This is a genomic window from Clostridium felsineum DSM 794 (assembly GCF_002006355.2).
Lineage (GTDB): Bacteria > Bacillota > Clostridia > Clostridiales > Clostridiaceae > Clostridium_S > Clostridium_S felsineum.
In genome coordinates this window covers 4,765,605-4,787,010 of the sequence record NZ_CP096980.1, presented here as the reverse complement: position 1 = coordinate 4,787,010, position 21,406 = coordinate 4,765,605, and the positions used below count along the sequence as shown (strand labels likewise).

Below are 21,406 nucleotides of genomic sequence, written 5' to 3'. Positions count from 1 at the left end.
CTTACCATCCTCCAATATTTTTAATTAAACCAATATCCTCTAAAGTTTTTACTGAAACTGGTGTATTGATTTGTTCTGCACCACCATTTGTAATTAATTCTCCATTCACCATCCATTTCTCAGCTTTTCCCATAACACCATAAGTAGAATCTATCCCTTTTTCTTTACATAACTCAATCAAATTAGGGTTGTTTTGAAATTTAGTATAATCATCTTTCCATAAAACAATATCTCCGGCATCTACTTTACTCAAGTTTGTTCCGTTTATTTTATTTTGTATTTCAATAATAGAATTTATTTTGTTAACAGGCTTTTCTAGATTATCAATATCAAAGTCTTTTATAGCATCGATTGCATCCTTATAATATGTTCCATCAAATTTATAACCATTTCTTGCATATTCATTTTCAATATAACAAATAGAACGTTCATCCTGCGTACAATGATAGCCATCTTTTACAACTCCTAAATTATTGCCATAAGGACTACCAAGTCTATCTAAATCACTAGAAATTTCTATTTTTCCAGTAGCCTCATTATATACACTCTTTGCAGTATCTTTATTTAATCCAGGAAAATCTGGCCAATCAATATCTGGCCATTCACCCCAATTAGAATAATTAGGATTTTTCAATACTTTTACTTCATTTGAAACATTAAAATTTATTTTTTGTTCTGGTGTTAACTTATCAAAATTAGCTTTCATAATATCAATTTTTTCTGCATTAGATAAGGTTTCATCACACCAAATATTTTCTCTAAGATATTTATTAAAATTATCTTGTGCTTCTTTTCCTATACCTTCAAATGAATCTTGAACATATTTTCCTAATTTAGGTTCTAAAGTATTTTCATAATCGCTTACTTCCACAACTTTAGCCAAATTACCACTGCCTTTATATACCTTACCAGCTGTAAATATTGATGTAGCAAAACCAGTCCCAGTACCAATGTCATTCGCCCACACTGGGTCAATACCCGCAGATTTAGCAAGACTTGTTGCTATAGGTGCAACCACAAAGTTAGTTCCTACACCAACAGCTGTTGTTACAGTTGTTCGCCCCACACCTGCGATGATTGCTCTAGGTACCGCTTGTCCTGCTTTCAATGCAGCTCCAACAGGAATTACTGAACCAGCTACAAATACAGCCACATTTCCAAAGGTATCATAAGCACCTTGATTTCCTTGAAAAATGGTATCACGCAGTGGATTGAAAGCTTTATCTGCACCTGTAACCATGATTTGACTTCCTTCAAAAACATTGGATACCCCATAGGCTCCAGCACTCAAACCAGCTGTCCACGCCACCGCCACAAGAGGAGTTGCTGCACCAGCTGTTAGAATAATTGCAGCTGCTCCTATTACCACTGCACCAACTCCAAATACAACCTCCCAAGCACCTTTATGCTGATTCGCTTCCTTCTGTTTTTCTTCAGTCATTCGTTTTTGGTCAGTAGTGTAGTCCTTACAAATTCTATCCCAATCCTTCTTAAACTCTTTCTGATTATCCTTATTTTGTGCATACTTGACATTAGCCTCAAAAGCATTAACAAAATCCTTACTTATAAGCTTGCTAAAGCTTCCTGCACTATAGGAATAGCCACGTGGAACCGAAAGTGTACTCTTTAAAAGAGCTTTTGTTTGTGCAATTAAATCTTGAACTTGATCAAACTCTTTGTATCCATTTTCGTATTTATTCCAGCTATCGTCAAGATTACTCACCGTTTTTTTCATGGAATCCATCTCACTCACAACATTGAAGAGACGTTTGCTGCCTGCGCCTCCTAGTGATAGAATATCCTCCGCTTCATCTGAAATAGCTTTTAATTTATCCCCAATAGAAGTAAAATCAGAGCGGTGTGAGCTCAGATTACGCACATGAGCATCAAAATCTTCCTTAACTAGCTTGAAGCTCTCGCTGCTATCCACCTCTAAATAACCTTTGACATACTTGCCAAGTGTCATTTCATAATTGTTAAGTAGCAGCTCAAGTGTTTGAATCAAGGTCATATGTACTTCATTAATATAGGCTTTCATTGCATTAGCTGCATTCCCTTTTATGGCATCAGTTTGACTTAATTGAGTCATTGCCTGATTCAATTCGTCAAGTGGCTGTGTACGATTTTTAATTCCCGCTGCAATCCTAACGGAAAGGTCAGTGAGTGCATCATAATATAGTTCTGTATTACTCATAGTTGTCCTCCATTATAATAAGTTTACAGGCGGTTAAGTAACTGTTGTAAACTTAGTTGTCCTTTGTTTTGACTCTGATATATAGCTTGTACTTTAAAAATTATATTTTTACTTTTTATATGTAAATCTAAATACAATTAAATTTTTTACAATAAATTCCTTGTAATAATACTATATATTTCATAATAAATCAACTATTAACACTATAAAAGGTATATTTGTATATAATATGTTATTATGTATTATGGAGTAATAGAAAAACAAATACTTTTTGAAAAAAATAAAACCTAAAAGTATTTAAGATTAAAATACTTCTAGGTTTTAACATTTTAATTTAATGACATTATGTGTTAGTAAATTATTTTTTTAAGATGCCTGTTCTTCAGCTTCAGTATTCATGGTGCTATGCTTTGATCCATATAAGAAATATACAATTAACCCTAATGCAAACCAAACCACAAATCTAATTTTTGTTGCTGTAGTAAGTTGTAATATTAAATATCCACAAAATAAAGCTGCTAAAATTGGAACTACTGGAACTAATGGACATTTAAAAGGTCTTTTTATATCAGGTCTTTTTCTTCTTAAGAATATTACACCGAGAGAAACTATTATAAAGGCTGCGAGTGTACCAATATTGGTAAGCTCTGAGACTATTCCGATAGGTAAGAAGCCAGCTATAATTGCTGCAGCTATAGAAACTATTACAGTGCTTGTTATTGGAGTTTTTGTCTTTGTATTAACAGCTCCTAAAAACTTAGGAAGAAGTCCATCTCTTGACATGGCAAAGAATATTCTTGTTTGTCCGAACATCATGACAAGTAAAACCGAGGTTAAACCAAAGAGTGCGCCTACAGAAACTAAAGCAGCTCCCCAATTAATTCCTATTTGTTGAAGTGCAAAGGCTACTGGTGCAGAAACACCTTTAAACTTAAAGTATGGTACAACACCTGTTAAAACCAAGGATACTATAATATATAATACTGTACATATTAGTAACGAAAAAATTATTCCTTTTGGAAGATCACGTTTTGCATCTTTAACTTCTTCAGCAGCTGTTGAAACGGCATCAAAGCCAATATATGCAAAGAATACAGATGCAGCTCCTGCAAATACACCACCCCAGCCATTAGGCATAAATGGATGCCAGTTAGAGGTTTTTATATGGCCAGCTGCTAAAACTATAAATAACACAATAACCACTAATTTTATAACAACTATTATGCTATTTAATTTTGCACTTTCACTTACTCCCTTGATTAAAAGTAATCCTATTGCTAAAAGCACAATTACAGCTGGCAAATTAACAACTCCACCTTCAAAAGGTGATTTCAATAAAGCATTTGGTAAGTTGACACCTAAGCTTTTTAAAATGCTATCAGCATAGCCAGACCATCCAATAGCAACAGTACCAATTGCAACAGTATATTCTAGAACTAGATCCCAACCTATAATCCATGCCCATATCTCACCAAGTGCGGCATATCCGTAAGTATAAGCACTTCCTGCTACTGGGATAATTGAAGAGAATTCGGCATAACAAAGTGCAGCAAAACCACAAGCAAAGGCAGATATTATAAATGACAATATAAGTGCTGGTCCAGAAAAGTTAGCCGCTGCTTCACCGGTTATAACAAAAATACCTGCACCTACTATTGCGCCGATTCCAAGCATAGTAAGTTCAAAAGCACCTAAAACTTTCTTTAGAGATTTTTCCCCTTTTGTTTCATTGATTAATGAGCTAATAGATTTCGTTTTAAAAACATTTTTCATAGCATTACCCCCATCATTATAAAAGTGTTAAAGTTTTTAAAAACTTATTATTAATCCGTTTAAAAAATACTTGTTTTATTATTAATAATACTATAAATTCAGAAAAATGCAATAGAATAAGTAATTAATCACAATTCTTTTCAGAATTTTTATAATATAAAATTGGGATTATAAGCGTATTTAATGGGGCTAAAAAGAAATTTAATAAAATAAACGACCATCAGTTTAAAATGGTCGTTTATTTTATCTTAAAACTTATTTAATTTATAACATTAACATAAAGAGTTGTTTTAAAGTAAATTTTATTATCTAGATAATTTTTATACTGAAATATTAGTTTTTCTTTACCCTTTTTTAAGTTAGAGAAATAAAAAAGTTGGCGTTCAGAGTTTCCACCAATAAGCCTAGAAGTAAATACTGGAACTGAAACTTTAGTTTTTTTATATAATCTTATTACATTATTGTCCATAGGATTTTGTAGGTTCCATTTGCAGGCAACTGCTGGGGAGTGGGGCAAAGATAATACAGAAGCTTTTTTATTAGGTATATTTAAATTTACAGAACTATTGTTATTAACCAAATATTGTTTTATGGAGGCATTTTTTAAATCATATGTAATAATAGCTGCATAATAACTATTAATGTGGTTTGAGTAAATATATCTTTGATTAGCAAGAAGTTTATCCATGTATTCTATATTTCCTATATTAAAATTATAATTATGTGTTTTAAGTGTTAAATCTTTTAAGTTAACATTAACAGGAAGGAAGAATAATCCCATGAATAAAAGTAATAGTATGCTAGTAGTAAAATATAATCTCGAATGCATAGATAAATACCTCCTATTTTATAATATAATAACATAATTATACATAAAATTAAATATATTGAAATAGCTATCGTAAAAAGACCTGTGAGGGATGATTGATAAAAATATAATTAAATAAGTGCTTATATATAAATATAATAACTTATAGTGGATTATAATAACAGATTATCAAAAAAATGCACAAAACGGCGTTGACAATTTATTTTATGGATGATACTATAAATATGAAATAAAGTTTTATATAATGCAATGAAATTTTGAGGTGTAAAAATGAATTCACATTTGGAGAACCTTACTACAGAAAAGATAAATAAGGATACTAGAAGCATTGATACTATGAGTACCGAAGAAATACTAAGTAGTATAAATAATGAAGATATGAAGGTGGCGCTAGCTGTAAAAAGAGAACTTCCTAATATAATTAAGGCAGTAGATAGCATAAGTGCAAAATTAAAAAATGATGGCAGGCTTTTTTATGTTGGAGCAGGAACTAGTGGAAGACTTGGGATTTTAGATGCTTCGGAATGTCCACCTACTTATAATACCAATCCTGAAGTAGTTCAAGGTATTATAGCAGGAGGAGAGAAAGCAATTTTTAAAGCTGTTGAAGGAGCAGAAGACGATGAGGAAATGGGAAGATCAATTATAAATGAAAGAAATATAAATTCAAAGGATGTTGTAATAGGTATAACAGCAAGTGGTAGAACACCTTTTGTAATTGGGGCTGTAAAGGAAGCAAGAAAAAAAGGAATTTTAACTATAGGCATAAGTAATAATAAGGATTCAATTATCAATAAAGAGGTAGACATTAAAATAACACCAATAGTAGGTCCAGAGGTTGTAACAGGGTCTACAAGAATGAAAGCAGGAACTTCTCAAAAACTTATTCTTAACATGATAAGTACAGCTGTTATGATAAAACTGGGAAAGGTATATGGAAATCTTATGGTAGACCTTCAGCTTAGTAATGAAAAATTAGTGGATAGGGCTATAAGGATAATAGAATGTGCTACAAAGGTTGAAAGGAAAGAAGCTGAGGATTATTTAAAAAGGTCAGATTTTAAACCTAAGGTTGCCATAGTAATGATAAAGACAAAAACAGAAAGAGAAGAGGCAGAGAAGCTGTTAAAAAGTGCAGAGGGGTTTGTAACTAAAGCTATAGAATTAAATAGGATATAGAAAATTTATAATTTGGGGGGGAAACAACAATGAAAAGAAAAATACTTGCGATTTCTGTAATTGCTGCTATGTTTTCCGCAATGGTATTTACGGGATGTGGTTCAAGTAATACAGTAAAGGATGCAGCCACAGAACCTAAAATGGATAATGTGGTAAAGGTAACTAAGGCAACAGATAAAAGTAAAGCGCCAGATTCATCAAGTAAAAAAGATACACTTATAATAGGAACAGGAGTTCCAGGTGGCAATTTTATAAGTTTTTATGCTCAAACTCTTACAGATGCGTATATTAGTGATGCTATTACAGATGGCTTGGTGGATTGGGATGATTCAGGTAGTCCAATTCCAGGCATAGCTAAAAAGTGGGATATATCAAAGGATGGACTTACTTATACTTTTCATTTGAGAGATGATGTTAAGTTTAGTGATGGCAAGCCTCTTACAGCAGATGATGTTAAATTTTCATTAGAGTTAGTGTTTGACCCTAGCTTTTCAGGGGCAGTAGATCATTCAGCAATACCAATTAAAGGTGGAGAAGCTTTTAATAAGGGAACTGCAAAGGATATTGAAGGTATAAGTGTTAAAGATCCACATACTATAGCTGTAACTCTTGATAAGCCAAACTCTTCAATATTATATCTTATAGGTACAACGATTATTTCTAAGGATTACTTTGGCAAGGATTATACACCTGGAAATACAAAGGGGGTTGAGGCTAAACTTCAAACACCTGTAGGTTGTGGACAGTATCAGGTTACTAAATATATTCCAGGACAAGAAGTAGATCTTAAGGCTAATGAATACTATTGGAAAGGCAAGCCAAAGATTAAGAATGTAATTTTTAAAGCTACAACCGAAGAGAATAAAATGCAAAATTTGACGTCAGGAGAAACGGATATAGATACCTTTGATGGTACTCCTGAAAATATAGATCAATTAAAATCAATGGGCTTTCTTGATTTAACGTCTTTCCCTTCATCCAGTATATTTTATATTGGACTTAACTGTAAGGACCCAAAATTCAGTGATAAAAATGTTCGTCAGGCACTTCAATATGGCTTAAATAGAGAAGAAATGGCCAAAACAGTATTTAAGGGAAATGCCTATATAATAAATGAGCCTCAGTCTAAAGCACATCCGACTTATACTAAAGAGGTTAATGAGTATAAATATAATCTAAACAAAGCAAATAGAATGCTAGATGCAGCCGGCTGGAAGAAGGGCTCTGATGGCATAAGACAAAAGGATGGCAATAAGTTTGTAATTCACTTGATGTCTTCGTCAACTAATGCTGCACATAAGCTTGAAATACCTATTATAAAAGAAAATTACAAGAAGCTCGGAATAGATGTAGAACCAGAGCTTATGGATCTTAATACCCTTTTAAGTAAGTCTGATAAAAAAGATTTTGAAGCATACTTAATGGGCACATCATTAGGTGCAGATGCTCTATCATCAAATTTAGCAGCAAACTTTAAAACAGGAGCACCAAGCAACAATATGTCCTATTCAAATTCAAAGGTAGATGATTTGATAGATCAAGCTTATAAGGAAGCAGATGAAGCAAAGAGAACAGATATAGAACAAAAGATTTATAAGGATATAAACGAGGATTTACCGTTTATATTTACTTATCAGCCAGAGACTATATGGGCAAGTAATTCAAGAGTTACTGGAGTGAAGTTTATGCCGTACAACTCTTTCTGCCACAATATTTACAAAATACAAATAAAGTAATGAAAATATATGCTCCAAGGTATAATTTACGTTGTATTTTGGAGCGTATATAAGATTTAAAGTACACACAGGGGAATGTGTTATTTTTTTTATACATATATTGACTATAAACTTATTATACGAGGAGAGATATAAATGTTAAGATATATAGTGAAAAGATTATTACAAATGATCCCAATACTAATAGGTGTCTCCATTGTTATATTCATAATATTTTCACTTGCACCAGGAGACATAGTGGATAACATGGGCGTAAATAGTCATATGACAACGGCTAAGGCTTCTCAGTTAAGGCACTTATATCATTTGGATAGATCAAGGCCGGTGCAATATTTATATTGGTTAAAGGATATGGTTACTGGAAACTTTGGATATTCCTTAGAATACAGACAACCTGTTAGTACGGTTATAAAAAGCTATATATGGAATTCTTTTATTCTTTCATTTGCGGCCTTTATAGCAGCAATAGTTCTGGCAATACCTATAGGAATTATATCTGCTACAAAGCAATATTCAGCTTTTGATTCGACCTTTACGGTTATAGCACTTATAGGAATATCAATACCTGCATTTTTTATGGGGTTATTACTTATGAAATGGTTTTGTATAGATATTAAGATATTTCCTTCATCAGGTATGACTCAAGCTGGAAGTAATGCTGTAGGTATAAAAAAAGTTGGAGATATACTATGGCATATGTTTTTACCTTTTGTGGTGTTAACCTTTGAAAGCGTGGCAAGTCTCATGAGATATATGAGAACCAGTATGCTTGAAGTCATAAGGCAGGATTATATAAGAACCGCAAGAGCAAAAGGACTTAGGGAAAAGGTTGTTATATACAGGCATGCTCTTAAGAATAGCTTGATTCCAGTAATAACAGTATTAGGAATGTGGCTTCCAGGACTTTTTTGTGGTGCTATAATAACAGAGCAGATATTTTCTTGGCCGGGAATTGGAAGAGTAACACTTCAGGCAGCTAGCCATAGAGATTATCCGCTTCTTATGGGGTTTAATATGTTAATAGCGGTGTTAACTCTTCTTGGAAATTTAGTTGCAGATGTTGCCTATGGTATTGTTGATCCGAGAATTAGACTGGAGAAATAAGGGGTGAAAGTATGGAAAACAAAGCAAGCGCTAAGGTTTATGATAGTAGTAAAATTGTAAGTCCTAAAGTAATGGCATGGCGCAGGTTAAAAAAGAATAAACTTGCAGTGGCAGGATTATTTATATTAATTTTTATGGTTATATTTTCAATACTAGGACCGGTAGTATCGCCATATACCACAGATACTATGGATTACAGTAGTCCAACTATAGGACCATGTTTACATCATTTGCTAGGAACTGATGAACTTGGTAGAGATGTACTTACAAGACTTATGTATGCAGGAAGAATATCCTTAGCCGTTGGTATAGCGGCAGTTGTGGTTGAAATAATAGTTGGTAGTATGTTGGGTGCTGTTTCTGGTTTTTATGGCGGAATAATAGATGGATTAATTATGAGAATAGCAGATGTTTTTTTGTGTATACCTTTCTTTCCAATATTAATCACAATTGCAGCACTGTTTAGTGATCTTAAGATTAAATCTCAATTTAAGGTGCCATTTTTAATGTTTATAATAGGAATATTATCTTGGCCAGGTCTTTGTCGTATTGTAAGAGGTCAAATACTTACTTTAAGAGAACAAGAATTTATGATTGCTGCAAATGCTTTAGGAATTAAGGATAGAAAAAAGATATTTAAGCATCTTTTGCCAAACACAATTCCGTCTATCATTGTAGCAGCAACTTTAAATATAGGTAGTGCAATTTTAACAGAATCTTCTCTTAGTTTTTTGGGGCTTGGAGTTGTTCCACCTACACCTTCTTGGGGTAATATGGTTCAATCTGTAAGTGACCTGTATAAACTTGAGCATTATCCATGGCTTTGGATGCCAGCGGGCATATGTATACTCATAACGGTTATGGCTATAAATCTTTTAGGTGATGGATTAAGAGATGCCTTAGATCCTAAGCTGAAGAAATAAGGGGGAAGAAGTATGTCGGAGGAATTACTTAAGGTTAATAAGCTTAAAACTTATTTTTATACAAGTGATGGAATAGTAAAGGCTGTAGATGATGTAAGCTTTGAAGTTCGTGAAAAAGAGACGTTAGCTATAGTTGGAGAGTCGGGCTGCGGAAAAAGCATTACTGCTATGTCTATAATGAGACTTGTAGAAAGCCCACCAGGGAAAATAGAAGGTGGAGAAATAATATTTAAAGGAAAAGATATTCTTAAAATGAGTAAGAATGAAATTAGAGATATAAGAGGAAATAAAATTTCTTTAATATTTCAAGAACCTATGACTTCCTTAAATCCTGTGTTTACCGTAGGAAAGCAAATAGAAGAAGCCATTATTCTTCACAAAAAGCTAGATAAAAAGAAAGCAAAAGAAGAGACTATAAAAATGCTTACTATGGTGAGAATACCTAGAGCAGAAGAGGTAGCTAATTCATATCCCCATGAACTTAGTGGAGGAATGAGGCAGAGAGTTATGATAGCTATGGCGATATCTTGCACGCCGGAGCTTTTAATAGCGGATGAACCTACAACAGCGTTAGATGTTACAATTCAAGCCCAAATACTTGATATAATGAGGGAACTTAAAGAGAAGGTTAAAACCTCAATAATACTTATAACTCATGATTTAGGAGTTGTTGCTGAGATGGCGGACTATGTGGTTGTAATGTATGCAGGCAAGATAGTTGAGAAAGCTCCAGTAATTGAACTTTATAAGAATCCGAAGCATCCTTACACTGTAGGGCTTTTAAAGTCAAAACCAGTTATAAATAGACTTCAAGACAAGCTTTATTCTATTAAGGGACAGGTCCCTAATCCACTGGACATGCCGAAGGGTTGTTATTTCAATCCAAGATGTGAGAAGGCAAAGGATATATGCAGAGAAAAACAGCCAAGTTTAAGAAAGCTTTCAGATGGGCATAGTGTTGCCTGCTGGCTTTATGAGGAGGGAAAATAGTATGGAAGAAGCTGTTTTAAAGATAAGACACCTTAAGAAGTATTTTCCAATTAAAACTGGTTTTTTTAGGAAGACCACAGGATATGTGAAAAGTGTGGATGATGTATCCTTTGATATAGGTCAAAACGAGATAATGGGACTAGTAGGTGAATCAGGTTGTGGCAAAACAACTACAGGAAGAACTATTTTAAGACTTATGGAAAAAACAGAGGGAGAGGTTTTATATAATAATAAAGATATTTTCTCTTTGGGTAAAAATGAACTTAGAAAACTAAGACCGGAAATTCAAATGATATTTCAAGATCCATATAGTTCCTTAAATCCCAGAATGACAGTAGCAGAAATTGTTGGGGAGGCACTTTTAGATCACAATTTGTGTAAAAAAGAAGAAGTAAATAAAAGAGTTGAAGAGATGATAACTGCCTGTGGACTCTCTTCCTATCACATGAGAAGATTTCCACACGAGTTTTCAGGAGGACAAAGGCAGAGAATAGGTATAGCACGCTCTTTAATATTAAATCCTAAATTTATAGTTGCGGATAAACCTGTTTCGGCACTGGACGTTTCTGTGCAAGCACAAGTTATAAACTTACTTGTTGAACTTCAAAAGAAGAAGGGCTTCGCCTGTCTTTTTATATCTCATGACCTAAGTGTAGTTCAGCATATATGTCAGAAAATTGGAGTTATGTACCTTGGAAGTATGGTAGAAATGGCAGGAAATGAGGAGCTTTTTAAAAATCCACTTCATCCCTACACAAAGGCGCTTCTTTCAGCAGTACCAATTCCAGATCCTACACTTAAGAGAAACAGGATAATTCTTAAAGGAGATATTCCAAGTCCTGCAAATCCGCCAAGTGGTTGTAAGTTTCATACCAGATGCAATTATGCTACAGAAAGATGTTCAAAAGAAGTACCGGAGTATAGAGAAATAACTAAGGGGCATTTTGTTGCCTGTCACTTGTGTTAGGTGGTTTTATTATGAAAGAAGAGTCTAATGAAAACAAAGAAAAACTTTATTTTAAGGATTTTTTAGCGTTATGCATTGCGGCCTTTCAGGTTTTACTACCTATTTTTATAGTTATCTTTTTGATTTTTGTGGTGCTTGCATTTTTAATTGTTAAGGTGTGGGTAAAATAAAGGGAAGTGAAAAAATGAGTGTTGATATAAATAGACTTAACAAGGCTTTTGACCTTATAGAAGAAGGGGTTTTAAAAGGATATTTTCCAGGTGTAGTGGCAGCGGTAGGGAATAAAGAAGGAATTATAAAGTTAGAAAGCTTTGGAAAGAGATGCATATACAAGAAAGAGCTAAGTATGAACAAAAATACTCTGTTTGATTTAGCTTCTTTAACTAAAGTTGTAGCTACTAACACACTTTTCATGATTTTTTTAGAAAAAGGTCTTATATCTGTTTATGATAATGTGGATTACTATCTAAAAGATTTTAGTGGGGAGGATAAGGATAAAATAACCATATTTAATCTTTTAACGCATACAGCAGGTTTTATTCCCTGTGAACCTCTTTATGAAATCTGCAAGGATTATGAGGATGCCATAAGTTATATATGTAAAAGTGAACTTTTATATAAGCCAGGAGAAAAATGCAGCTATAGTGATTTTAGCTATATTTTACTTGCTTATATTCTTGAAAAAATAGGTGGTGAGAGACTGGATACTTTGTGTGAAAGGTATATTTTTAAACCTCTTAATATGAGAAATACAACCTTTAAGCCTCAAGGTAATAATATAGCGGCAACGGAAGTAGATAAAGATACAAATAAGCCCTTAATTGGAATATGTCATGATGAAAATGGAAGATTCTTTGGAGGTATATCAGGTCATGCAGGTTTATTTTCAGATATAGAGGATTTATGTACATTTTCTCACATGCTCATTAATGAAGGAAATGGTTTTATATCAAAAGCCGCCTTTAGAGCAATGACAACTAATCATACAATAGGGCTTGAAGACAACAGGGGATATGGCTGGTGTATTAAAGGAGATAGGAATTCATTTATGGGAGATATAGCCTTTAAGGAAACCTTTGGACACAATGGCTTTACAGGAACTTCCCTTTGGGTAGACATTAAAAATGATGTATACGCTATTTTACTAACAAATAGAGTTCATCCAACAAGAAATAACTCAAACATAATAAGGTTCAGAAGAATTTTTAGCAATGCTGTTTTAGCGTCTGTAAAGGGGTGATAGTGTGGTAGATATTGAAAAGCTTCCTTTAGATATAAAAATAGGACAAATGATAATGGCAGGTTTTCCTTCAAGGGTTTATGATTCTGAAATAGAGGAATTAATTAAAAATGAAAAAGTAGGTAATTTCATATTGTTTGGAGAAAATCTAGAGAATGAAAAGCAGATAGTAGAGCTTACAAGTAATTTGCAAAAGGGCATTAATAAGTACATTAAAATTCCAGGCATTATAAGTACAGATCAAGAAGGAGGAATAGTTACAAGAGTTAAAACGACAAGCCTTATGTTTCCTGGTAATATGGCTTTTGCGGCAGCAAGAGAAGCTAGAAGCACCTTTAAAGAAGGGAAAATTGTAGGAAAAGAGCTTAGGGCTTTGGGGATAAATATGAATCTAGCACCAGTTATGGATGTTAACTGTAATTCTAGGAACCCAGTTATAGGGACTAGGTCTTATGGAGATAATCCGAAGAAGGTAGCTGAATTTGGTGTAGATTTGATAAAAGGCTTAAAAGAAAGTTTAGTGATTTCAGTTGCAAAACATTTCCCAGGACATGGAGATACAGAAGTAGATTCGCACTTGAATTTACCTACAGTTAAACATAAGCTTGATAGACTTAACAGAGTTGAACTTTTTCCTTTTAGGGTGGCAATTAAGGAAGGGATAGATGCTATAATGTCAGCTCATGTGCTTTTTGAAGCTATAGAACCAAATAGACTTCCTTCTACGCTTTCATTTAGAGTGCTTACAGGGCTTTTAAGAGGTAAGCTTGGGTTTGAGGGAATGATAATAACAGATTGCATGGAAATGGATGCAATAGCTAAGGTTTATGGAAGTGACAAAGCGGCAGTTATGGCAATAAAGGCAGGAGCGGATTTAATTTGTATATCACATACTGCAGTAGTACAAAAAGCCTGCATTCATGCAATAAAAACAGCAGTAAAAAATGGAGAAATTTCAGAACAAAGAATAAACGAATCTGTAAGAAGAATACTTAAAACAAAAGAAAAATACCACATTTCAGAAAGCATATCTAAAAATAAATACAACCATAATAATTTTTTTATAGAGAAAATAAGTGATAGAAGTATAACAGTTCTAAAGGATGATAAAAAGCTAATTCCATTAAAGGGAAAGTGCATTTTTATAGCTACAAAAGCAGCAGCTCTTACAGGAGCGGAGGATAAGATAAAAGAAGAAAATATTTTTATTAGTAAAGCTTATGAAAAATTTGGTGGAAATAAGTTTGAAATGCAAATAAATCCAAATAAAGCTTCGATAAATAGAATAGTAAAAGAATGCACAAAGGCAGATAGAGTGGTAATAGGGCTTTATAATGCAAGTAATAATAGTGGGCAAAGAGAACTTGTCCATGAAATAAATAAGGTTAATCCTAACATAGTTTTAGTTGCATTAAGAAATCCCTATGATTATTTATATTTTAAGGATTTTTCAACTTATATAAATGTTTATGATTACACTAGTATGTCAGTTAAAAGTGTCATAAAGGTTTTAGCAGGAGAGATAAAGGCTTTAGGAGTATCGCCAATTGAGCTTTAAGGAGGTATAAAATGAAATATGTTATAGGAATAGATGGGGGAGGAACTAAAACACACATGAAAATAGCCTCTCTTTCATGCAAAATTATGGTAGAGGGAGTTAAGGGACCGTCTAATATAGAAGCAGCAGAAGTTAAGGAGGTTCAAAAGGTCTTTAAAGAACTAATATATGAAGGAATAGAAAAGTTAGGAGAACCACTTAGTGAATGTAGGTGTATATGTGTTGGAGCAGCAGGGATAGATAGGGAAGAGGATAAGACTATAATAGAAGGTATGATAAAAAACTTAGGCTACAAAGGAAAAATTATAGTTGTAAATGATGCAGAAATAGCTTTAACCGGGGGAACGGAAAAGAGAGAAGGAATTATAGTTATAAGTGGAACTGGTTCTATATGTTACGGAAGAGATGAAAGCGGAAAAAGTGTTCGTGCTGGTGGCTGGGGACATATTATAGGCGATGAGGGTAGTGGATATGATATAGGAATAAAAGCAATAAAAGCCGCGCTAAAAAGCTATGACAAAAGAGGAGAAGAGACAGTTTTAGAAAAAGAGGTTATAAAGTTTTTAAATTTAAAGTGCCATGAAAGTTTGATATATTTTATATACAGAAGTGGGATTTCCAAAAAAGAAATAGCTAGCTTAACAAGGGTTGTAAATAGTGCTAGTCTGAAGGGAGACAAGGTTTCTAAAAAAATACTTAAGGACGCTGCAAATGAACTGTTTTTAAGTGTTAAGGCGGTAGTAACAGCCCTTAACATGGAAGAAAAAGAAGTGTTTTTGACTACCACAGGTGGAGCTATAACCAATATTAACTATTTATATGATGAGTTTAAAGAAAATGTAAATAAAGCTTATCCTAAAATTAAAGTGATTCCTATGAAAAATGATGCTGCTTTTGGTGCTGTAATCACAGCAAGGGGTGCTTTGGATGGAATTTAGGGAGATAGATAACATAGAGGAAATTGTAGAACTTTGGAATAGAAATCTAGGTGTAGCATATCCTATGGAGCTTAAGCTGTTTAAACAAAATTACTATAGTGATCCTCAAAAGAAAAAAATAATAGGAGCTTTAGATGATGAGAAATTAGTGGGCTTTGTAATATATAAGCAGTGGACACATAAAAGTGGTGAGCTTGAGGCAAATACTGAAATAGGATATATAAATTCAATTATAGTGGATATTAGTTATAGAAATCATGGAATTGGGACTAAGCTTATGGATATAGCTGAGAAAAAGCTTGCAGAAAAGGGGGTGAAGCTCATTCGTTTGGGAAGTGATACCTACCATTTCTTTCCGGGGGTACCTTTAGAATGCTTAGCTTCAGAAAATTTTTTTTCAAGTAGGAATTTTGTAATAAATGAGAGCTTTTATGATCTTATAGGTGATATATCAAAGCTTGACCTAAAAGTGCCTTTAGTAAAAGGAAATTTTCAGGTTAGGATAATGAACACTGAAGATAAAGAAGGGCTCTTTAATTTTTTGAAAAGAAGCTTTAGTGGAAGATGGTATGAGGAATTTATGGAGTTCTTTAATATAGGTATGGAAGAAAGAGACATTGTAATTGTAAAGAATAGTGATGAAGTAATAGGGTTTGCACATATATATGATAATAAAAGTAATTTTATAGGTCCATCTATTTATTGGAGTAGTCTTCTCTCTGAAAATTATGGAGGGCTCGGACCTATAGGAGTGGATAAAGCATATAGAAATCGTGGACTTGGAATGTTTTTGTTATATAAATCCTTAGAAATCCTTAAAAAACGAAAGGTTGAAAAGATGGTCATAGATTGGACAGAAAGAGATATTATAAATTTTTATGGTAAGTTTAATTTTATGCCTTGGAAGGAGTATAAGAAGGCATTTAAAGAGGTGAAGTAGAATGGTTAAAACAGGCATAGATAACATAAGTGAGTACATGGACATTTTCAAAGGAAAAAGCGTAGGGCTTATAACTAATACAACGGGTTACAACAGTGAATTTAAAAGTACCATAGATATTTTCAATGAAAAAACGGATTTAAAAGCACTATATTCTCCTGAGCACGGAATAAGGGGAGAAGTTCAAGCCGGTGAGAAGGTTAAGGGTGATGTGGATTATAAAACAGGAATAAAAATTTATAGTCTTTACGGTAAAAAAAGAAAACCTTCTAAAGAGGTGCTAAAGGATATAGATGTTCTTGTGTTTGATATTCAAGATGTTGGTGCTAGGTTTTATACTTATCTCTATACTATGTCCTATGCCATGGAAAGCTGCAAGGAGTTTGGAAAAGAGTTTGTAGTACTAGATAGGCCTAATCCTATTAACGGAGTAGATGTTGAGGGAAATCTTTTAGACTTAAAGTATAAATCTTTTGTAGGACGCTATTCTATACCGCAGAGATATGGACTTACAATGGGAGAAATGGCTAGACTTTTTAATGAGGAGTTTTCCATAGGCTGCACACTTAATATTGTAAAAATGACAGGTTGGCAAAGAGACATGTATTATGAAGATACTGGACTAAATTGGATTATGCCATCGCCCAATATGCCTACAGTTGATACAGCAGTAGTGTACCCTGGAACTTGTATTTTTGAAGGAACTAATATTTCAGAAGGGAGAGGTACTACTAAGCCCTTTGAAATCATTGGAGCTCCTTGGCTTGATGCTGGAAGACTTTCAGATAAAATGAATGCTTTTGGCTTTGAAGGGGTTAAATTTAGAGAAGTAGCTTTTAGGCCAACGTTTTCTAAACACATGGGAAGTCTTTGCTATGGGGTACAAATCCATGTGACAGATAGAAAAGTGTATAAGCCAGTTAAGGTAGGGCTTTTTCTTTATGAAGTTATAAGACAAGAAAGCGGAGAGTATTTTCAGTTTACTAGCTTAAGTAGGGGAAGAATAACAAAGTATGGTATTGATTGTTTGATTGGAGATAGCAGTATAAAAGAGGCTGAGATTTCAGCAGAGGATATATATAAAAGGTGGAAGAGTGAAAGTGATGAGTTCATTAAATTAAAAAATAAATACTCTATATATGGTTTAGCTAAAAATTAATGAATAGTAAATTAAGGCTGTTTTAAGACTTTAAGGTTTTGAAACAGCTTTAACTTTAACTATTTTTATAATGACTTTAATGAAATTAAAATTATATTGAAAAAAGGTGAAAAAAATACTATTATAGAATAAGATTAAAAAGGTAGAAAAGTTTTTTTACTAAGGAAGAAGGACTGAATTTGGCTGACAAAATAAAAATGGAATATATGATTATGGATTCTATGACCTCGGAATTTCGTAAAATGGGTGGTAATTTAGATAACATAACAAAGGATTTAAATAAGATATTAGTTTCACTTGAATTATCATACATATCAGCTGCATCACTAATTATGTGTCAAAACATAACGGATTCTTTAAAGATAGGAAAGCAAATTACAAACAATATATATAAATTATCTATTAAGCTTAATGATGCGAAGGTTGCCTTTGCAAACTCTGATAAAGATTTAGCAGCTGCAATGGGATTGGCTAGTGGGGCTGTGCTATATAGAGGCAATGATGATGAGGATTTAAATAAAGTATTAAAAGAAACTGATAAAACTACAAAAGAAGTTGATGGTCTTTTAAAAGAATTTGATAAATTTGAAAAGGAAGAAGAAATAGAGAAAAAAGCGTGGTATAATAAGCCTGCTAAGGAAGATATATTTGATAAAGTAGAGTATTGGTTTACTGGAAAAAAACCAAGGGTTAGAACTCAAGGTGAAGAAGTAATAGCCGCACAGTACACAGAAATGGCATTTAGTAATCAAAATTTTGCAGCTGAACTTCAAAGTGAATTTGAAATTGGTGCTAGAGGTCTTGCTAGCATGGACAGAATAAATGAAGTTATGGAAAACAGCGAAGAAATGCCAGTGGTTAATGTGGGGAAGAATCAGGGTATTAGTAATATTAATAATAAATATAGTTTATCAGGGCAAGAACATTATGATGCACTAAAAAGTATTTTTGGTAATGGTAATGTGGAGTGGACATCTAGGAATACAATTAGCAATTATGAAAAGTTAAAGTTATCCAATTGGTCATGGCCACCTAATGATGAGTTGTATTTAAAGTATAAAGATGTTTATAATAACGATTTGTATTATAATCAGGTTACAGGAAATATTAATTGGCCACCTAATAATGGGTTCGTTGATGAATTTCCCGGATATGAAATATTGAATTCAGGTATATTATTGGATAGGTATGGTGAACCTACAGGAAATTTTTTTGCACCAGCATCAGACTCTTATGAAATAAGAGCATTAGCCCCACATAGTGAAACTGCAAATCATTATTATTATAGAGCTACAAAAGATTTTGAAGTTACATCTGGTAAAGCAGCGCCTTGGTTTGGAAGTCCAGGGGGAGCAAAACAATATATTAAATATAACGAAGATGGGAAAATTTACACAATAAACGAATTAATGGACAAAGGTTTAATTGAAGATATAACTGATATGGTTAAGAAAGGTTTAGAAAAATGATAGAAAAATTAAAGAGTATTTTAGGTAAAGAATATTATATAAATGAAAATCAATTAGGAATAGAAGTTTATCATTTAACTAATTATGGTGCGTACCAAGAAATTTATGTCAAAATAAAAAAATATGGTAGTACTTGGACTTTGTATGAAGTTCAACGCGGAGAAAGCTTTGAAATTTGTGAATTTGAAGATTATAATTTTGCAATATGTGGAATATATGTTTTAATAAAAAAAATATTTGAACATCCGAATACAAAATTATCAGTTAAGCGTGAGCTTAGTAAGTGTAATGAAGATGAGTTAGATATTATTGCAAAGATTTTAGAAAAGGAATTTAATAAAGAATTCTTTAGTATAGGTGAATTTAAAAGTAAAGCTATAATGATTGAGAATCTTGATGGACTTTATGATGTTAATTATTGTAAAGAAAATAATCAATTATTTAATATTGTAAAAGGACGTGAATTTTTTAATGCAATAATAGTATTTTATAATTATATTTTATTGTTGTCTGAATTTGAAAAATTAATAACTTATATAACATCAATAATTTCATTGACGAACGAAATAAAGGAAAAACTAAAGTGTTGTTATTTAGGAAAGTGAACTGAGATTTGCTTTAATTTCATTGGAAATAGGTAAGGCAACATTTTTTATCAATAAATAAATTTTAGGACAAAAGATAAAAGAAGCAGTAGATAAAAATAAAGATGAGTTATCCTAAAGTATAATCTTTGAAAATGAAAAAAATAACCATTTAAGGAATATTGGGAATTTTAGCAAGCATTATGAAGGTAAATATAATTTTGGTATTATCTAAATTAAGTATATACTTTAAAACTATAAATTCATAAATCACAAATGAAATAGAGGATATGGAACACTTAGCTAATTAATTTACTGAAATTGGGCAAAACCCAAGTATCTTATGTTTTAATAATAATTCATATAGGGTTGATATTGCTACAATAAATATAGGAATAGATATTCTTTCAGATTGAAATTAAATTTATACTCGGTTCATTATGAGTAAAAGGGCAGTATTAGCATATAAGTGCTATAGATAAAGGCTAGGATAGTATAATAGTTGCAAGGTTTGGGATTGATTTGATTTCAACATAAAGAATTACCCTTCTACGAGATATTAGCAACCTATTAAATAATGCAGGAATTAAAATTCGCGATGTAAAAGATATATTATATATAGAGAAGCGTTAAAAGAGGAATTCAATGGAAAAGATTATAGAAATTAAGGATATATTTGAATTACCTAAGTTAGGAGTAGTTATTATTGGGAACAATGATGAACTTAAATCATTAACACCAAATGAAATTAGAACCTTAATAGGTAAAAGGATATTTGTGTGCATGAAAAATGGTAATTATAGTACCTACAATGTTACGGGCGTTGATATACCTATATCAATAGTAGGAAAAAAGTGCAGTATTAATATTTGCATAGGAAATTCAATTAATATATTTAATATAGAAATAGGTTCCGTAGTTTATAATATTAAAGAAGATCATTAATTTAAAGCAGTTATTAAAAGAATATACTAAGATAAGAAATCTAAAAGCTAAGACTCATATATAATATAGAGTATAAAGGATTATTTAAAGAAGCTTTTAGAATAAATCATATTGGATAGTTAAGAAAGATAATATTAAGAACGTAGAGTTTGTGATTGATAATGTTAAGAGTAAAATTAGTGCAACTAAATTATATAATATATTACAGATAATGAATATATAAAAGGTTGAAAAATGAAGGCAGTGCGTTCATTAAATTAAAAAATAAATACTCTATATATGGGTTAGTGGAAAATTAATGAATAGTAAATTAAGGCTGTTTTAAGACTTTAAGGTTTTGAAACAGCTTTGACTTTAATTGTTAAATAAGATATTAGTTTCACTCCAAGTATCCTACATATCAGCCGCATCACTTATTATGTGCCAAAACATAATGGATGCTTTAAATCTAAGAAAGCAAATTATAAACAATGTATTTTTGATAAGTTTGCAGATTGGCTTACAGGAGATAAACCTGGATCTAAAACTCAAGGTGAAGAAGTAATAGCCGCACAGTACACAGAAATGGCATTTAGTAATCAAAATTTTGCTATGGAACTTCAAAGTGAATTTGAAATTGGTGATAGAGGTCTTGCTAGCATGGACAGAATAAATGAAGTTATGGAAAACAGCGAAGAAATGCCAGTGGTTAATGTGGGGAAGAATGGGAAGAGTAACTATAAAGTATATGATACAGTTCCAAATGATTTATATGCATATCAGCAATATAGAAAAGTATTAATGAAAGAAGATATTATAAATAATTCTAAAAAATTATTAACAGGGCAGATTTGTGGGATCAAAAAGCTGTGGATATATTGACTAAAGATGGATCTAAT

Annotated in this window: 19 protein-coding genes; 16 read left to right on the top strand and 3 right to left on the bottom strand. The window is 32.4% G+C overall.

Annotation, left to right across the window (positions count from 1 at the left end; translation table 11 throughout):
* Nucleotide 1 precedes the first annotated feature (1 nt).
* The 3 genes from CLFE_RS22130 to CLFE_RS22120 all read right to left on the bottom strand — a co-directional run bounded on the left by CLFE_RS22130 (nucleotide 2) and on the right by CLFE_RS22120 (nucleotide 4,796).
* Nucleotides 2–2,194, bottom strand: a complete 2,193-nt coding sequence (locus CLFE_RS22130; RefSeq protein ID WP_250944691.1) for a T7SS effector LXG polymorphic toxin — start codon at nucleotides 2,192–2,194, stop codon at nucleotides 2–4.
* A 366-nt stretch (nucleotides 2,195–2,560) separates the two neighbouring features.
* The gene (gene bcaP, locus CLFE_RS22125; protein WP_077894519.1) at nucleotides 2,561–3,967 is read right to left on the bottom strand and encodes a branched-chain amino acid transporter BcaP; all 1,407 of its coding nucleotides are present in this window, start codon (nucleotides 3,965–3,967) and stop codon (nucleotides 2,561–2,563) included.
* 259 nt (nucleotides 3,968–4,226) lie between these two features.
* Nucleotides 4,227–4,796, bottom strand: coding sequence for a hypothetical protein (locus tag CLFE_RS22120; RefSeq protein WP_077894518.1), 570 nt, complete (start codon nucleotides 4,794–4,796; stop codon nucleotides 4,227–4,229).
* Nucleotides 4,797–5,066: 270 nt separating this feature from the next.
* On the opposite strand from CLFE_RS22120, the gene murQ reads away from it, so the two are divergent.
* From murQ to CLFE_RS22040, 16 genes are all read left to right on the top strand, one after another.
* The gene (gene murQ, locus CLFE_RS22115) at nucleotides 5,067–5,975 is read left to right on the top strand and encodes an N-acetylmuramic acid 6-phosphate etherase (RefSeq protein WP_077894517.1); all 909 of its coding nucleotides are present in this window, start codon (nucleotides 5,067–5,069) and stop codon (nucleotides 5,973–5,975) included.
* Nucleotides 5,976–6,004: 29 nt separating this feature from the next.
* Nucleotides 6,005–7,711 (top strand): ABC transporter substrate-binding protein, encoded by a 1,707-nt coding sequence (locus tag CLFE_RS22110; protein ID WP_077894516.1) that lies wholly within the window; start codon nucleotides 6,005–6,007, stop codon nucleotides 7,709–7,711.
* A gap of 135 nt (nucleotides 7,712–7,846) precedes the next feature.
* Nucleotides 7,847–8,815, top strand: coding sequence for an ABC transporter permease (locus tag CLFE_RS22105; protein ID WP_077850590.1), 969 nt, complete (start codon nucleotides 7,847–7,849; stop codon nucleotides 8,813–8,815).
* An 11-nt stretch (nucleotides 8,816–8,826) separates the two neighbouring features.
* Nucleotides 8,827–9,738, top strand: a complete 912-nt coding sequence (gene opp4C / locus CLFE_RS22100) for an oligopeptide ABC transporter permease (RefSeq protein WP_077850589.1) — start codon at nucleotides 8,827–8,829, stop codon at nucleotides 9,736–9,738.
* 12 nt (nucleotides 9,739–9,750) lie between these two features.
* The gene (locus CLFE_RS22095) at nucleotides 9,751–10,728 is read left to right on the top strand and encodes an ABC transporter ATP-binding protein (protein ID WP_077850588.1); all 978 of its coding nucleotides are present in this window, start codon (nucleotides 9,751–9,753) and stop codon (nucleotides 10,726–10,728) included.
* Nucleotide 10,729: 1 nt separating this feature from the next.
* Entirely contained in the window at nucleotides 10,730–11,695 is a 966-nt protein-coding gene (locus CLFE_RS22090) for an ABC transporter ATP-binding protein (protein WP_077894515.1), read from the top strand.
* An 11-nt stretch (nucleotides 11,696–11,706) separates the two neighbouring features.
* Nucleotides 11,707–11,865 carry a hypothetical protein gene (locus tag CLFE_RS22085; protein ID WP_169850988.1) on the top strand — a complete coding sequence of 53 codons (159 nt, stop codon included), beginning with the start codon at nucleotides 11,707–11,709 and terminating at the stop codon, nucleotides 11,863–11,865.
* A gap of 14 nt (nucleotides 11,866–11,879) precedes the next feature.
* On the top strand, nucleotides 11,880–12,935 hold the full coding sequence (locus CLFE_RS22080) for a serine hydrolase domain-containing protein (protein WP_077894514.1): 1,056 nt from the start codon (nucleotides 11,880–11,882) through the stop codon (nucleotides 12,933–12,935).
* 4 nt (nucleotides 12,936–12,939) lie between these two features.
* Entirely contained in the window at nucleotides 12,940–14,493 is a 1,554-nt protein-coding gene (locus CLFE_RS22075; protein WP_077894513.1) for a glycoside hydrolase family 3 protein, read from the top strand.
* 11 nt (nucleotides 14,494–14,504) lie between these two features.
* Nucleotides 14,505–15,431 carry an N-acetylglucosamine kinase gene (locus CLFE_RS22070; RefSeq protein ID WP_077894512.1) on the top strand — a complete coding sequence of 309 codons (927 nt, stop codon included), beginning with the start codon at nucleotides 14,505–14,507 and terminating at the stop codon, nucleotides 15,429–15,431.
* Nucleotides 15,421–16,371, top strand: a complete 951-nt coding sequence (locus CLFE_RS22065) for a GNAT family N-acetyltransferase (RefSeq protein ID WP_077894511.1) — start codon at nucleotides 15,421–15,423, stop codon at nucleotides 16,369–16,371. Before CLFE_RS22070 ends, CLFE_RS22065 begins: the two co-directional genes overlap by 11 nt.
* Before the next feature lies 1 nt (nucleotide 16,372).
* On the top strand, nucleotides 16,373–17,530 hold the full coding sequence (locus CLFE_RS22060; protein WP_077894510.1) for an exo-beta-N-acetylmuramidase NamZ family protein: 1,158 nt from the start codon (nucleotides 16,373–16,375) through the stop codon (nucleotides 17,528–17,530).
* Between the two features lie 179 nt (nucleotides 17,531–17,709).
* Complete coding sequence (locus CLFE_RS22055; RefSeq protein WP_242951675.1) at nucleotides 17,710–18,999, top strand: TNT domain-containing protein; 1,290 nt, start codon at nucleotides 17,710–17,712, stop codon at nucleotides 18,997–18,999.
* Complete coding sequence (locus CLFE_RS22050) at nucleotides 18,996–19,604, top strand: hypothetical protein (protein WP_242951674.1); 609 nt, start codon at nucleotides 18,996–18,998, stop codon at nucleotides 19,602–19,604. Before CLFE_RS22055 ends, CLFE_RS22050 begins: the two co-directional genes overlap by 4 nt.
* 624 nt (nucleotides 19,605–20,228) lie before the next feature.
* Nucleotides 20,229–20,528: a hypothetical protein gene (locus tag CLFE_RS22045; RefSeq protein ID WP_077894509.1), complete on the top strand. Its 300-nt coding sequence runs from the start codon at nucleotides 20,229–20,231 to the stop codon at nucleotides 20,526–20,528.
* Between the two features lie 420 nt (nucleotides 20,529–20,948).
* Nucleotides 20,949–21,389 (top strand): hypothetical protein, encoded by a 441-nt coding sequence (locus tag CLFE_RS22040; RefSeq protein ID WP_077894508.1) that lies wholly within the window; start codon nucleotides 20,949–20,951, stop codon nucleotides 21,387–21,389.
* Nucleotides 21,390–21,406 lie beyond the last annotated feature (17 nt).

Excerpts from the sequence above, each read along its gene's own strand:
- CLFE_RS22130 (WP_250944691.1), bottom strand. The coding sequence starts at position 2,194 with ATGAGTAATACAGAACTATATTATGATGCACTCACTGACCTTTCCGTT.
- bcaP (WP_077894519.1), bottom strand. The coding sequence starts at position 3,967 with ATGAAAAATGTTTTTAAAACGAAATCTATTAGCTCATTAATCAATGAA.
- CLFE_RS22120 (WP_077894518.1), bottom strand. The coding sequence starts at position 4,796 with ATGCATTCGAGATTATATTTTACTACTAGCATACTATTACTTTTATTC.
- murQ (WP_077894517.1), top strand. The coding sequence starts at position 5,067 with ATGAATTCACATTTGGAGAACCTTACTACAGAAAAGATAAATAAGGAT.
- CLFE_RS22110 (WP_077894516.1), top strand. The coding sequence starts at position 6,005 with ATGAAAAGAAAAATACTTGCGATTTCTGTAATTGCTGCTATGTTTTCC.
- CLFE_RS22105 (WP_077850590.1), top strand. The coding sequence starts at position 7,847 with ATGTTAAGATATATAGTGAAAAGATTATTACAAATGATCCCAATACTA.
- opp4C (WP_077850589.1), top strand. The coding sequence starts at position 8,827 with ATGGAAAACAAAGCAAGCGCTAAGGTTTATGATAGTAGTAAAATTGTA.
- CLFE_RS22095 (WP_077850588.1), top strand. The coding sequence starts at position 9,751 with ATGTCGGAGGAATTACTTAAGGTTAATAAGCTTAAAACTTATTTTTAT.
- CLFE_RS22090 (WP_077894515.1), top strand. The coding sequence starts at position 10,730 with ATGGAAGAAGCTGTTTTAAAGATAAGACACCTTAAGAAGTATTTTCCA.
- CLFE_RS22085 (WP_169850988.1), top strand. The coding sequence starts at position 11,707 with ATGAAAGAAGAGTCTAATGAAAACAAAGAAAAACTTTATTTTAAGGAT.
- CLFE_RS22080 (WP_077894514.1), top strand. The coding sequence starts at position 11,880 with ATGAGTGTTGATATAAATAGACTTAACAAGGCTTTTGACCTTATAGAA.
- CLFE_RS22070 (WP_077894512.1), top strand. The coding sequence starts at position 14,505 with ATGAAATATGTTATAGGAATAGATGGGGGAGGAACTAAAACACACATG.
- CLFE_RS22065 (WP_077894511.1), top strand. The coding sequence starts at position 15,421 with ATGGAATTTAGGGAGATAGATAACATAGAGGAAATTGTAGAACTTTGG.
- CLFE_RS22060 (WP_077894510.1), top strand. The coding sequence starts at position 16,373 with ATGGTTAAAACAGGCATAGATAACATAAGTGAGTACATGGACATTTTC.
- CLFE_RS22050 (WP_242951674.1), top strand. The coding sequence starts at position 18,996 with ATGATAGAAAAATTAAAGAGTATTTTAGGTAAAGAATATTATATAAAT.
- CLFE_RS22045 (WP_077894509.1), top strand. The coding sequence starts at position 20,229 with ATGGAAAAGATTATAGAAATTAAGGATATATTTGAATTACCTAAGTTA.